The sequence below is a fragment of the Homoserinimonas sp. OAct 916 genome (genome assembly GCF_003260275.1).
Taxonomy (GTDB): Bacteria; Actinomycetota; Actinomycetes; order Actinomycetales; family Microbacteriaceae; genus OACT-916.
This window is the reverse complement of the sequence record NZ_QJHB01000003.1, coordinates 301,128-314,728: the sequence shown is the minus strand read 5'-3', so window position 1 is coordinate 314,728 and position 13,601 is coordinate 301,128. Positions and strand designations below refer to the sequence as shown.

Here is a 13,601-nt window from a genome sequence, read left to right as displayed (position 1 = left end):
ACCGGCATCGCAGACACTCCTCGATCGGGAATGTCAGCCCCGCCGACTTCGAACTGCAATACTCATCACAGACCGCGGAAGTTCAACTCGCCGCTTAACCCGTGTCCACCAACCGGGGGCAAGGCCACTTTGCCGCCGCCCTCCTTGAACGTTCTCTGTATCAGTCGTACGTGAAGGGCCCCGGTCGGGCATGCCCCGATACGCCCCTGTGCACGGTCAAACCGGCCCCGCACGATTCATATACGACTGAGGAGACCTTCCACAATGCACACTCGTGCCGCTTTAACGACCGCCATCACACTGAGCGCTCTCATCGCGCTCTCCGGATGCGCGACAACACCCACAACCGATCAGGCAACCACCCCGAGCTCGGCCGCCCCCATCGCGGTCGGCGACGCGAACACGGCCGACGTCATGTTCACAACAATGATGATCCCGCACCACGAACAAGCGGTCGAAATGGCCGACATGGTCCTCGCCAAGAATGGAATCGATAGCCAGGTCACGGCACTGGCCGAACAGATCAAGGCCGCGCAGGGTCCCGAGATCGAAACTATGCGCGGCTGGTTGGAAGCGTGGGGCGTCGACAGCAACTCAGGGATGGGTGGGATGAATCACGGTGATGGGATGATGACCGGCACCGACATGGATGCCCTCGATCGTGCGAGCGGTGACGAAGCATCCCGACTGTTCTTGGAACAGATGATCCAACACCACGAGGGTGCAATCCAGATGGCCGAATCAGAAGTGGACACGGGACAGAACCCGGACGTCGTAGCCCTCGCGCAGCGGATGGACGACGCCCAGACCGCCGAGATCACCACAATGCGCACCATCCTCACCAGCCTCTAACACTGAGGGAGCCCACCGCCGGTGAGGTGGTGGGCTCCCACCTGAACACCCCTGACCCCAAGAAAGAGACCCCACCATGGCCATCCGCCCCCACCGACTCCTGCTCCCCCTCGCTCTGGCACTAACGATCCCTCTCCTAGCTACCGCATGCGCGACAAGCAGCCAAGATTCTGCTGCGAAACCGCCTGTGCTTCAACACATTCACCAGCTGTCCTTCACCGAACCCGAGCAGTTGTTGATCGGCTCCCACGATGGGGTCTACGCCACCGGAATGCAGGCGGGAACCGTCACCCTCCTCGGCGACGTCGCTTTCGACGCAATGGGAATGACCGCGCAAGGCTCGACCGTGCTCGTGTCCGGCCACCCTGGCGCAAACAACCACGACGCATTCGCTGGGCCGCACATCGGCCTCGTCAGGCACACCCCTGAGGCCGGTTGGGAAGCGGTGTCCCTCTCCGGATCGACCGACTTTCACATCCTGCAAAGCACGCCCGCGGATCCGAATCTCGTGATCGGGGTGCCCTCGGACCGTCCAGTGCTGTTGCGCAGCACAAATGCTGGCAGCACATGGGCCGAAGGGTCGCCGTTGAACGCTCGGGACCTGAGCATCGACAGCGTGGATCCAACCCTGCTTGCCGCGACCACGCCCGACGGTGTGCTCGTCAGCCACGACGCCGGAACAACATTTGAGCCGCTGGCGGGTGCGCCCCTACTCTTTTTGATCGCCGCCGACCCTACTCGTGCCGGCGGTTTGGTAGGCATCGATCAGCAAGGCGCACTGTGGCTTGGATCCGCCGAAGCCGACGCCTCGTGGGCTACTGCGGGCACGGTCACTGGTGCTGCGGCCGCCCTCACCGTCAACGGCAATGGTGTGATCGCCGTAGCCGACGACAGCGGCGTGGCCACCACCTCCGACGGTGGAAAGTCGTGGGCTGTCCTAGTACCGGCAGCCTGATGGGAATGAGGGTGATCCCGACCGCGGTCTCTTTCTGCACCGAATCGCTTCGGAAAGCCGTGTTAGCCTTTCCGAGGAGATTCTGTCCTGAGACATTCCCACGTATCGATCTACCGGTGGAGGTGACATGATACCGACTCGCGTTGATGCCCACAGTGGCTCACGACGCCATGCTGCACGGATCATTCTTCTCCCGATCTTCGCAATTCTCGCAATACTGATCGGGCTTTTCATCACTCCTTCGGTTGCTGCCTCAACTGCCGAGTCAGAAACAACCCACGCTGCGTCCGCTGTGCATACCAACGGTACGGTGGCGTTAACATCGTCACCGGTGAGCGCCACCACCACTGTCGACCTGACCGCATCCGGAGCGGGCGAGATTGCGGTGCCCGCCGCGACTGCAGCAGCCTCACACGACCATTCAGGCCATGATCCGCTGCACTGTGCAATTATCGGAATGGCCTGTGCTCTCCTGTTTGTGCTGGCATCGTTTGTGATTCTTGCTGTTCGGCTTCCTTCATGGTTGCCGCGCGTGGGGCCCGTTTTCTTTGCGTTGCCGTTCTTCCAGGTCTTGCTGCTCGAGGTTCACCGCCCGAACCTCCAACTCTTATCCATTAGTCGCGTTTAGACCGACACCACACCCACACGACCCCGGTTCGGCCGTGTGGGTTTGCCATGCCCCTGGCAAACAGGTGTCCCTAGATCTGACGACTAATGAAAGTTCAAGAATGCGTGATTCACAATCCACGCGCGCCACAGTTGCACCGGCCGCACTCATCCCCAAGTGCCCCGGCGACGGCGTGCTCCCGCGACAGGCAACCAGACAGAGATCAGCGGATGAGACCCTGACACCGTTAACGACAAGACGGCAGGCACGTCTCGCGGACGGGAGTTTGAAGAGCAGGCCGGACGCTCGCACCGGTCACGCCAGGGCGCGTACGAAACAGGTCAGTGCGCGTGCCGTGAGCGTACCGGTGACGTCGTCTCTGCGTAAGACCACCGGCGGCCTGGTAGTTGTCGTGGCGGCACTTTTCGCGGTGTCTGTCTCGGTGCCGGCCACGGCGATTGCGGCCACCGATGCGACCTACCCGAACCATTACGAATACGAGCCAGCGCCAAAGCTCATCGAGCCCGGTCAGTCCTTCGTCGCGCACGGAGGTGACTCCCTGGTGGTTGAGCGTGACGGGTATGACTCGACACTGGTGCCACAACCCACCGAGGGCTCATACGCCCAGACGGCTTCAACGTTCATAAATTACGCCGGTGCCGTGCAGTGGCCCTTCCTTGTTGGCGTGCCGATCACCACCGACTTCGGCCCCCGAGTACCGCCGTGTGGCGGGTGCTCCAGCTTCCACAAAGGCATTGACATGAACCCCGGCATCGGCTCCCCGGTACAAGCGATAGCCGCCGGGGTCGTGAGCGAGGTCTCCACGACTGATGCCGGTGGTTTGGGCGTCTACGCGGTGATCGACCATCTGGTTGATGGGCGACAGGTCAGTAGCGTGTACGCCCACATGATCGAGGGGTCTCTCAACGTCTATGTTGGCCAGTCGGTCGCGGTCGGTGACATTGTTGGGAACGTCGGCAACACGGGTCAGAGTACCGGGCCACACCTGCACTTCGAGATCCTCTTGGACGGGGTCTCCCCCACCGACCCTGTCACCTGGTTTGCAGAGAATGTGGCTGCGCAATGATCCGGGCGACCGGTCGACGGGTGTCGAATGCTCTCGTGGCGATCGGGGCCGTGGTGGTGATCGCCGCCGCGGTCGCAATTCCTGAGCCGGCCCGGGCACTGGAATACCCGTCCTGGTCTGATGTCGAGAGTGCGCGGTCGGATGAAACGGCGAAACAGGCGCAGATCAGTGAGCTGAAGGCGTATATCGCCGGGCTGGATGCGGACTTGGTAAGCGCGGAAGAAATCGCTCAAAGCCGAGGTGTCGAATACGAACGGGCCCAGGCCGCTTTCGACGAAGCCACCTATCGTGCAGGTCAGCTACAAGAGCAGGCCGATGAAGCAGAACTTCGTGCCGGTGAGTCTCAAGAGCAGCTGGGCCGGATCGCTTCAACGTTCGCGAAAACAGCGGCGGTGCCTGACCTATCGCTGGGTATCTTTCTTGACACCGGGGACGGCACTGATGTGCTCTACAAGTTGGGTGCGATGAGCAAACTCTCCGATCTCACCAGCACCTTGCTCTCCAACGCGGAGTCGGAGAAGAACAACGCGCGATCACTGGGCGCGCAAGCGGCCGTGGCGAAACAATCGTTGGGTGAGCTCGCCGCGGAGGCCGAGAAGTCGCTGAAGGCGGCCATGGCGGCACGTCTCGCGGTACAAGACAACCTGGATCGGCAAGAAGCGAACGCCGGCCGATTGAACGCGCAACTGGCTGTCCTGACCGAGGACCGAGCAGCTACCGAAGCCGATTTCGAGAAGGGCGAAAAGGCGCGTAAAGCTGCAGAGGCAAAAGCAGCAGCAGCAGCGGCAGCAGCAGCGGCAGCAGCAGCAGCAGATGCGGCGGATGCGGCCAGAGATTCCGATGATTCCGGTCAGCTGAGCGGCCAGGGTTGGGCGTTGCCGGTCTCTGGCTGGATCAGCGACCGGTTTGGGCCCCGCCCGGACAGGCCGGTTGCTGGCGTCGGAGCCTTCCATTACGGCACCGACCTCGCAGCTGGCTGCGGCCAGCCCGTGTACGCGGCGACGGCCGGCACCGTTGTGTATGCCGGCTGGCTCGGAAGCTACGGCAATTGGGTACTCATCGATCACGGCAGCGGGATCCAGACCGGCTACGCCCACAACAGTGCGGTACTGATCGGTGAAGGCGAACGTGTTGCTGCTGGTGAGCGCGTCGCACTTGTGGGAACAACCGGTGCCTCCAGCGGTTGTCACCTGCACTTTGAAACCCGCGTCGACGGCGCCCGCATCGACCCCCAACCTTTTATGAGCGCACGAGGAGTACAACTTGGATAGAAAACACATGACCCGATTCAGCTCCATCACCGCAATCACGTTCTCAACCGCGATACTGCTGCTCGTCGCAGGCTGCTCGGCAACCACAGTGCAACCCCCCGTTGCGAAAACAGCGGCCCCAGAGGCCGGGTTCGGGCACGTTCACGCGCTTGGGGTGGATCGGCAGACGGGGGAAACGTTTGCCGCAACCCATAACGGTGTGTGGACGGTCCCGACCGGCGACCTGCCGGAAACCTATCTCACCGGTGCCCCGCGAAGCACGCAGGAAGATGTCATCAAGGTGGGTGACGGCTCTCAGGACACGATGGGTTTCGTTGTCGCGCACCCAGGTCTGCTCCTGGCCTCCGGGCATCCCGCGCCCGGGGAGCAACCTGATCTGGCTCGACCGAATCTTGGGCTAATCTCCAGCACCGACAGTGCGAAGACGTGGGCCTCGATCTCGCTTCACGGTGAAACAGACTTCCACGATATCGATGCCGTGATGCTCCCCAACAATGCATTGCGCGTGTTTGGCTATGACTCAGGCACCGGGGAGATCAAGGTCAGTGATGACGGCGGAGCCACGTGGGCGACTGGAGCGAGCATCCCGCTGCGCAATCTGGTTGCAGACCCGACCGAGCCCGACCGTGTCTTTGCGACCACCGAGCAAGGGCTCATGGTCAGTAACGATGGTGCACGTTCGTTCGTTGTAGAGCCCAATGCACCAATGCTCTACCTGATCGACGCTGTCGACCCGGATGAGGGCGGCGGGTTCATCGGGATCGGCATAGAAGGCGATGTCTGGCACCAGAACGGAGCCACGGGCGAGTGGTTTGTGCCCGGCAAGGTCGAAAGTGTCCCGGAAGCGTTCAGCTATGCCGGCGGTGATGAGCCGTGGATTCTTGTCTCAAACGAGCGCGGCATCAGTGCGAGCCCCGACTACGGTCAGACCTGGGTCGTTCTGGCACCCAGCAAGGAGTAACACACGTTAGGGCCAAAACCCGGCGCGGGATTCCGCCGACCTGCATCATCCCGTGCCTGTCGAAACCTGCCCTCACCGCGGCGGGGCGGGCGTACGATAAATGTCGGAGGTGGTCAACACGGTCCGCGCCGCGTGGATCGCTGTAGGCGTGCTTGAGGATGGCCCAACTTGACGAACGACCGGATGCCGCGGCGCCCGAAGATTCAGCGCATCGCCACTCCGTCGTAGTCATCGTTACCCGCACGGGTGGATTCGCCGGGCTACGTCGGGAATGGCGTGTCCAGCCGGCAATCGATGACGAGTCGCGGTGGATCGCCCTGATCAAGAGCGCCCCCTGGGATGCGACGGCCGAGAACGGCAACGGCGCCGACAGATTCACGTGGTGGATCCGGGCCCAGTACGGCACCCGGGAACGCACCGTCGAATTGCCCGAACAAGCTGCCCAGGGGCCGTGGCGCGACCTCATCGATGAGGTACGAAGCGCAGCACCGAACCCTCACTCGTGAACTGCGCGGTTCACGCGCGGACGCCCTCGCGAATCGGCAGAAGGCATCTTGGGACTATGGGATACCGGCACATCATTGATCGAGCGACGGTGTGCTAATGCGTCGGCTGGCCGAGTCGACCCCAACTTCACGGTCGCGGCGCCATCGTGCCCGTAACAGCGTTTGCTGCCGTCCCCTTCCTCCCCCGGCTTTGGGTCGAACACAGAAAGCGGTCCGACACACCGATTGTGCACCGGCATCTCAGTAGAGGCGAACAGAACATGGCAATCCGCGGGGAGGCCAGACCCGTTGGGGAGCAGATGCGCACCTACTGTTCAGGAGGTGCGCCAGGCATGGATAGCCACAATCGGATACCGCCAGAAATCTACGCCCCAAAAGGGCTGCGCCACCGAGTTGAGGCAGTGCCGACATGCCTGCCTGAAGGCTTCCCGGGTTTCTGGGGAGCAGGTGTGCACCTATTGTTCAGGAGGTGACCCGAGTATGCATGAACATGACCCTTCGCATCGCGCCGACGGGTGGTTGTGTTGCCCGCATCCGGCGCGCGGCCGCCAGTATTCGGCGTTTCCCGATGTCGAACTGTTCTGCGACCGAGCGGGCTCGCCCACCGACTCTCACCCTGCGTTCGACGGCACCCCCGTTCCCGATACCGACCCTGGGAGAGTCTCGACCGGGCCGAGCATGTCCCGTCCGGCCGTCACGCGCTCGGCCGGCGCGGCTTCGCGGTCGGTGCTTGCCGCGGCGGCGGACTCCTGCGCAATGGTCGGTGCCCTCGGGAGCTCTCCCGTGTCGAGCGCTGCCAGCAGGTCCCGAGGTTCGGCCGGAGTGAACAGAACGCCAGATCACACGGTGCGGCCACCGTGGCCGCACCGTCAGCAGGCGCGAGGTTCGGCCGGAGTCAACAAAACGCCAGATCACACGGTGGGTTCACCGTGAACCCACCGTCAGCGGACACCAGGTTCGGCACGCACAGTCAAAACCCCAGATCAGGCGGTGCCGCCACCGTGGCGATGCCGTCCGGGAGGCCCGGCAGCCGGCTGCCGTGATGACCACCGACCGCAACGCCCAGATACTCCCGGATCGACACCTAGCCTTGCTACGATTCCGGTGCCAGCCCTTGCAGCACCGTCGCCGGCGCCGACTTCACCGTGCGGTCGAGCTCGGCGTGGTGCTCCCCGGCCGTTGACGTCAAGGTGCTGAGGCCTCGGCTTCACTCGATGTGTCCGTCCAGGTCAATGGAGCTCAGAGGGAGCTCCCCTCCGTCCGGCGCGAGCTGTTCGAGGATCTCTGCAGTCACCGGGTTCACACGCTTCGTGGGCTGGATATAGAAGGCCTCGGTGATCTCCCTCGACGTGTGCCCGAGCAACTCCGCGGCCAGATCGCTGGAGGCAGCCCGGTTGATCGTCGTCGCGACCGTCCGGCGGAACGTGTGCGGCGTGATGTCACTCAGTTCGATGCCCTCCGGCAGCCCGGCATCTGCGAGCACGGCCCGGAGCTGACGACGCAGGTTGTGCGGCGAGACGAATGTGCCGTTGCGGGTGCAGAACAGCGGAGCATCCTCCGGCGCAGCGCTTTGGGCGGCCAGCCGGGAGCGGATCGCCTGCGCCGTGTAGCTCGGCACCGCGATGATCCGCCACTGTTTCGAATGTTTCGTGTGCGGCTGCCGATACAGGCCCTGCCCCTTTCGGCCGACCAGGGTGCCGCTGATCGTCACCGTCGGCGGCGACACGCTCATGTCGACGTCGCACTTGCGGATCGCCAACGCCTCACCGATGCGTGCCGAGGTTCCAAGTAGCATCTCTATCACGTCCGCCAGCCGGCCATCGGGCCTGGGGCCGTACACATTCTCGCCCGTGCGCCAGGTCGCCACCGAGGCCCGCAGGGCCTGCAGCTGGGAGTGGTTTAGGCTGCGGATCTCCTTGCGCGGGTGCGGCACGGGCGCCGCGTCGCGAACCGGGTTCTTGCCGGCCGCATCGTGGCGCACGGCCAGATCGAACACCAGTGACAGCACAATCCTGGCCCGGCGTGCCCGTGACGGGTGGGCGGGAGCGAGCACCTTCAGAAATCGGTCGACCCGGCCGACGGTCACCTCGTGCAGTCGGAGCCGGCCCAGGGCTGGCAGGACGACGGCCTTGAGGTTTTGTTCGTAACAGTCAAGAGTCTGCGGCATTTGGCGTCCACCGACCCGGGCCTCCACCAACCAGTAGTTGGCCAGATCGGCAACGGTGCTGTTGCGGTTCAGGTCGCCGTCGCCACCGGCACGGGTGTGCTCGGCGACCTTGGCCTTGAGCGCATACGCCGCCTTCGTCTCGGTGCTGTCCGTGGCCTGAATGCGGGTGTACCTGCCGTCCATGTCCCGGTAGCGGGTGGTGGCGGCGTACTTTGAGCCGACTCTGCGCACAGAGATCGCCCCGTAGGTGCCCAACGGCTGGATGGGGCGGCTCACGACTGCTCCTCCAGCCAGACGATGACCCGGCTCTCCGGGTAGCGCAATGCCCGGCCGACCTTGACCGCCCGCGGGCCAACCTTCTGCGTTCGCCAGTCGTAGAGCGTCTTGACCGGCACACCCAGGTAGTCCGAAAGCTGCTGCACCGTGAGCAGCCGTTCCAGGCGGCTCGGTGGTTCTGTGAAGGGACGTAGTTCATTCATACCGGGTAGGTGGGCTGGGCGTGCCGGGTTCACCCAGAACTGGGCGGGGAACACACCGAAACAACCGGATGACCACGCCCACCCAGGGTGCCCCAGCGGAGGTTTATGACGAGTTTGTGACGACTTGAGTGTCGTAGACGGCATTGGTGTAACCACGTGAGCCCCGTAATACCAGGTAATTACTGGGATCGGGCCTCAGTGAAAGTGCACCCCCCGGGACTTGAACCCGGAACCCACTGATTAAGAGTCAGTTGCTCTGCCGATTGAGCTAGAGGTGCGTTTTGTGGCCCGAAAATAACAACCCGAACCGAGGGATAACACTAGCACCCTACAGCGCCCACGCGCGAATCAGTGCACGAGGGTACTGAGCCAGATGATGACCAGCCCAAACGCCGAAGTGAGCGAGGCGTTGACCAGCTGCCGGGGCCAGCTTCGCCCCCGCCGTCTGGCGTTCACGAACCCGAGAACGGCGAGGATCCCGACACCCACCCAGAGCGCAATGTAATAGGCGACATACTCGTCGAGCACGCCGACGGTCGCCAGTAGGAGGAAGACGGCGGGCACCAACATGGCAAGCACCATCCCGACCGACTCATGGGCTGCGGTAAGCCACTCAGCCATAAGCGCCCGGCCATGGGGCGCGCGGGCCTCTTCGCGGGAGATCACCATCGAATAGATGTGTGAGAGCCAGAAGACCGCAACAGTGCCGACGATGAACACGAGCACTTCCCAGTCAGTGTCGAATTTCCAGCCCACGGCAACCAGGGCGCTCACCAGCACCGTGCCGTAGATCGCGTGCTCCGTCTTGTAGGCGCGCAGAACCACTGCGACGGGCTTCACGCGGGCCGTGGCGGATGCACTGACCGTGGCGGTTCCGTGCCCCTGGTGCCGGGGTGAGTCACCCCCTGAGCGGGCCATGGCCTTCATTATCGTTGCGTGCGTTCCTGTCGTTGCGTGCGTTTCGCACACAACAAACGGTACCCCTGCCGCCGGTGTGCGGCCACAGTCTGATCAGACCGGCGACTGGCCCATCCGCATATCTCGGGCTTTCGCGACCGCAGCTGCCCGATCACGCACCTGCAGCTTGGTCAAGATGCTCGCCACGTGGTTTCGCACCGTCTTCTCCGAGAGGAAGAGTAGACCGGCGATCTCATGGTTGCCCCGCCCGGCGGCCACGTGCTCCAGCACTTCGTTCTCACGCGCGGTGAGCTCTTCGAAGGCCTTGCGGGTGTCGCGGCGTGGGCCGGCGGCGAAGTAGGAGGCAATCCGATGGCCGATCTCGCGATCGTAGACGGTTCCGCCTGACGCCACGGTGAGTACCGCGCGCACGATCTCGTCTCGCTCGGCTCCCTTGAGCAAGTAGCCGCGCGCGCCCGCCCGAAGCGCCCCAATGACTGCCTCATCCTCGGAGTTCATCGTGAGCACCAGCACGGAGGTTTCCGGAAACTGGTCGGTGATCATCTGCGTCGCGGTCTGCCCGTCGACTCCCGGCATCGCCAGGTCGGTGAGCACAACATCAGGTCGAAACCGGTCGACCATCTCACCGAGGGCGGCCCCGTCTGTCGCCTCACCGACCACGGCGAGTTCGTTGGAGCCGGCGAGGGCGGCACACAGTCCGTAGAGAAACATGGGGTGGTCGTCAGCGACCACTACGCGCACCGGTATATTTGTCACGACTCTCCCCCGATCGGAATGGTGAACGTCACGGTCGTTCCGGTATCGGCCGTGGTTATCTCACATTCTCCCCCGAGCGCTGCCGCCCGAGTGCGCATGGACTCCAGACCGATCCCGGCGCCTTCGTCTGTCTGGAACCCGATGCCGTCGTCGGTGACTCGCGCGACCAAGCGGCCAGAATACACGCCAACCTCAACCGAAGCCCGGTTGGCGTTCGCGTGTTTGAGCACGTTATTGACCGCTTCCGCAGTGACCAGGTAGGTGGCCTCCTCGACCTCGGCGGGCAGGGGCGGCAGAGGAAGGATCCGCACCTCGATCGGCATTGGTGAGGCTGCCGCTGTGACTCGTCGCTCGATGGCGGCGGCGAGCCCCTGTTCGGCCAGCACGACCGGCCCGAGGTCGGCGAGGATGCGTCGCACTTCGATCACCGTCGATTGCATCTCCTGGCGCAGGACTGTGGTGATCTGCCCGGCTGTCGCCCGGTCTCCTGATTCCAGCGCGTCACTCAGCGCCTCGAGGCCGAGACCGACACCGGTCAGCGACGGACCGAGCCCGTCGTGAAAATCTCGTCGCAGTCGTTCACGTTCCTGGCTGGTCGCGGCCGCGACGGCTTCGCGTTCCCGTTCCAACTCGGCAGTCAATTGGAGCGCCCGCACCACCACCGCCACCTGGGGCACGATCGCCCGAAGGAGCAACTCATCCTGACCTGAGTAGCGCTCCCCGGGCCTACGCCCCGCAACCTCCAGGCTGCCCACCACCGCACCGCCGACCGTGAGCTCTGCGACAAAACAGCTTGCCTGGGCATCCGCACCATGAAACGACGCTTCGTCGCCGAGCCGGCCGAGCAGGGTGCCGTCGCCGTGATGAATACGCACGCCCGCCGAACGCACGGCATTCTGCACGCCGCCCAAAAGCACCGCGACAAGTTCGCCTTCGGCAGCACCGACGACCCGGTGGCCCAGATCGCTCAGCGCGCGAGCCGGATCGGAGCGCTGCCCGTAGACCAGCCGATCCACCGCGTTCTGCAATCGGATGCGCAGCGGGTTGAGCCCGACCGCGACGAGGGCGGCGGCAATGACGGCGGGGAACGCGGCGCCGGTCAATTGGGTGCCCGCGAGCGCCGAGACCCCAGCGTAGGCGGCGACGATCACCGCAGTGAGCGTGCCGTAGACCAAGCCGCGTCGCAGCACGGTCTCGATGCCGAGCAAGCGGTAACGCACGATTCCGATTCCGATCGCGACGGGCAGTAAGTAGAGGCCGGCCAACTGTACCCAGAGCCCGATCGTGCTTTCGCCGGCAAAAAGGGTGATGACGACGACAACGACGGAGGCGAACAGCCACATCAGCTGTTGACGCTCAGGATATCTGGATCGGGCCAGCCTCACGATGCACAGCACCCAGACGGCCAGTACGCCAAGCAGGAAGACGGCCGTCGTCAGCGCCTGCAGGAGCTCCGACGCCGGCGATGCGCTCTGCACCGGGGCGCTGAGGTTAGCGGCGAGCCACTGCAGCTGCATGAGTGCGGCACCGAGCACGACGACCGCCGCCGGCCATCGCCACGATCGAGCAGGCAGTCGACCAGATGGATAGAGGGCTGGCAGGAGGCCGATCGTTACGTAGAGAGCGAACCCGACGAGCAGACTCAACAGCATCCCCACCGACCGATCAGTCCCCGGAGCGGCCGGGTCGAGCCCACCGAACAGGCCAGCCTGAGCCAAGGCTTCTTCCGTCGTGCTGAGTTGGGTGATGAATCCCACACCCAGCATCAGGGCGCCGAGTCGGTTGCGGGGACGCAACCAGGAAAGCACCCCGCCGATCATCGCCCAGCTGAGGGCCACGACAGTGAAGCCGACAAAGGCGAGGGCTCGCACGGTGGGCGTGCCGAGATCCTGTTGCCGGGTCCACTCGGCGACACCGCCCACAGTCGCGACCAGCGCGGCGATCAGCAGCACAACGACGATCACCACCCGGTATACCCGCATGATGCCCAGTCTGCTGGTTTCCGACTCGATCGAGCAAGGCTCGGATGTCCCGGGTGCCCGGGCGCACTGCCCGTAGGTGCGGACGGGTTGGCATCCAGAACCCTCGTGCGTGAACTGCGAGAGGGTGTCAATGCCCGTCCCCGCGGTATTTTGCGGCACTAGGACATTGCGATGGTCAACAGCGCGATCAGGGCGAAGGCAACAATGCCGTTGAGGATGTAGGCCAGTGTCTTCCAACCTTCCCTCCCCAGCCAGCAAAGAAGTGCTCCCAGTGCGAGCACCAGGCCAAACATCACCAGAGAGAGAACGCTGTCTTCGAGTGGGTTCTCGAAGACTCCCCCGCTCGCCCTCCAGATGATCGAGCCGACGGCCAGTCCCAGCCCCGCAAGGCCAATCACCAGAACTTCAAGCCGGAGAAGATTCCCGGGCCCCGCTCCCTTCCCCGGCAGCCCGCCACCAATGATTGCCGTGCGATGCGGGTGAAGCAATACCAGCGGCACACAAAGGACCACGGTCATGACCACCCCGAGAAGTGTGGTCTCGACCAGGCTGGTGCCCGCGAAGTGAGCGGTGAACATGCCCGCCCAGGAGATCATCAACAGGCCTCCGACAAGCCAGCTGACCACTGCCGAACGCCCCAGCGGGCGGATTACCAGGATCAACGCTGCTACTCCCAGGGCAAACTGAAAAAGAGCGGCGGCTGTATCTGGAACAAGGAACAATTCATGGTGCCGTGGCCAACCGAATTCAGAGCTGTCGACTTCCGGATAGCCGGTCCAGGGGAGCATCATCTTCCGCCACTCCTCAAAGAGGATGATGAAAAGAGCTGCCACCAATGCGGCAAAGAAGCGAAACGCCAACAACGACCAACTGAAGCGGCGGCTCTTATGTGCGGTGCTGGTGGTGCGGGCTGGAAGCGTTAACATGAGCGGACTCCTAGCTATCTACTGGCTGGGAAACAGCGGCCGAGCACGCCGGCCGATGTTTGGTTTCCTCCATGTTCGAGCTGGCATGTCCGGGCCGCCAGTGGACCAGGTCCCAAACATCCGGGCAATGCGCC

Annotated in this window: 13 protein-coding genes and 1 tRNA gene; 7 read left to right on the top strand and 7 right to left on the bottom strand. The window is 63.8% G+C overall.

The window, feature by feature from the left end; all coding sequences use genetic code 11:
* The first annotated feature begins 264 nt into the window (after positions 1–264).
* From DL891_RS05280 to DL891_RS05250, 7 genes are all read left to right on the top strand, one after another.
* Complete coding sequence (locus DL891_RS05280; protein ID WP_111719358.1) at positions 265–852, top strand: DUF305 domain-containing protein; 588 nt, start codon at positions 265–267, stop codon at positions 850–852.
* Positions 853–1,039: 187 nt separating this feature from the next.
* Positions 1,040–1,807, top strand: a complete 768-nt coding sequence (locus DL891_RS05275; protein WP_111719357.1) for a hypothetical protein — start codon at positions 1,040–1,042, stop codon at positions 1,805–1,807.
* Positions 1,808–1,934: 127 nt separating this feature from the next.
* Positions 1,935–2,435 carry a hypothetical protein gene (locus tag DL891_RS05270; protein ID WP_111719356.1) on the top strand — a complete coding sequence of 167 codons (501 nt, stop codon included), beginning with the start codon at positions 1,935–1,937 and terminating at the stop codon, positions 2,433–2,435.
* A gap of 334 nt (positions 2,436–2,769) precedes the next feature.
* Positions 2,770–3,501, top strand: a complete 732-nt coding sequence (locus DL891_RS05265; protein ID WP_157962395.1) for a M23 family metallopeptidase — start codon at positions 2,770–2,772, stop codon at positions 3,499–3,501.
* Positions 3,498–4,772: a M23 family metallopeptidase gene (locus DL891_RS05260; protein WP_111719354.1), complete on the top strand. Its 1,275-nt coding sequence runs from the start codon at positions 3,498–3,500 to the stop codon at positions 4,770–4,772. Before DL891_RS05265 ends, DL891_RS05260 begins: the two co-directional genes overlap by 4 nt.
* A 7-nt stretch (positions 4,773–4,779) precedes the next feature.
* Positions 4,780–5,733 (top strand): hypothetical protein, encoded by a 954-nt coding sequence (locus DL891_RS05255; RefSeq protein WP_111719353.1) that lies wholly within the window; start codon positions 4,780–4,782, stop codon positions 5,731–5,733.
* Between the two features lie 158 nt (positions 5,734–5,891).
* Positions 5,892–6,239 (top strand): protealysin inhibitor emfourin, encoded by a 348-nt coding sequence (locus DL891_RS05250; RefSeq protein WP_232819012.1) that lies wholly within the window; start codon positions 5,892–5,894, stop codon positions 6,237–6,239.
* Between the two features lie 1,207 nt (positions 6,240–7,446).
* Here the strand turns inward: DL891_RS05250 and DL891_RS05245 are convergent.
* The 7 genes from DL891_RS05245 to DL891_RS05215 all read right to left on the bottom strand — a co-directional run bounded on the left by DL891_RS05245 (position 7,447) and on the right by DL891_RS05215 (position 13,467).
* Entirely contained in the window at positions 7,447–8,682 is a 1,236-nt protein-coding gene (locus DL891_RS05245; RefSeq protein ID WP_111719352.1) for a tyrosine-type recombinase/integrase, read from the bottom strand.
* Positions 8,679–8,885, bottom strand: coding sequence for a helix-turn-helix domain-containing protein (locus tag DL891_RS05240; protein ID WP_111719351.1), 207 nt, complete (start codon positions 8,883–8,885; stop codon positions 8,679–8,681). The genes DL891_RS05245 and DL891_RS05240 overlap by 4 nt, the downstream gene beginning before the upstream one ends.
* Before the next feature lie 205 nt (positions 8,886–9,090).
* Positions 9,091–9,163 (bottom strand) — tRNA-Lys (locus tag DL891_RS05235).
* A 70-nt stretch (positions 9,164–9,233) separates the two neighbouring features.
* Positions 9,234–9,803, bottom strand: a complete 570-nt coding sequence (locus DL891_RS05230) for a hypothetical protein (RefSeq protein WP_157962394.1) — start codon at positions 9,801–9,803, stop codon at positions 9,234–9,236.
* A 93-nt stretch (positions 9,804–9,896) separates the two neighbouring features.
* On the bottom strand, positions 9,897–10,559 hold the full coding sequence (locus DL891_RS05225; RefSeq protein ID WP_198668775.1) for a response regulator transcription factor: 663 nt from the start codon (positions 10,557–10,559) through the stop codon (positions 9,897–9,899).
* Positions 10,556–12,541, bottom strand: coding sequence for an ATP-binding protein (locus DL891_RS05220; protein WP_111719348.1), 1,986 nt, complete (start codon positions 12,539–12,541; stop codon positions 10,556–10,558). Before DL891_RS05220 ends, DL891_RS05225 begins: the two co-directional genes overlap by 4 nt.
* Before the next feature lie 158 nt (positions 12,542–12,699).
* Positions 12,700–13,467: a hypothetical protein gene (locus tag DL891_RS05215; RefSeq protein ID WP_111719347.1), complete on the bottom strand. Its 768-nt coding sequence runs from the start codon at positions 13,465–13,467 to the stop codon at positions 12,700–12,702.
* Positions 13,468–13,601: the final 134 nt, after the last annotated feature.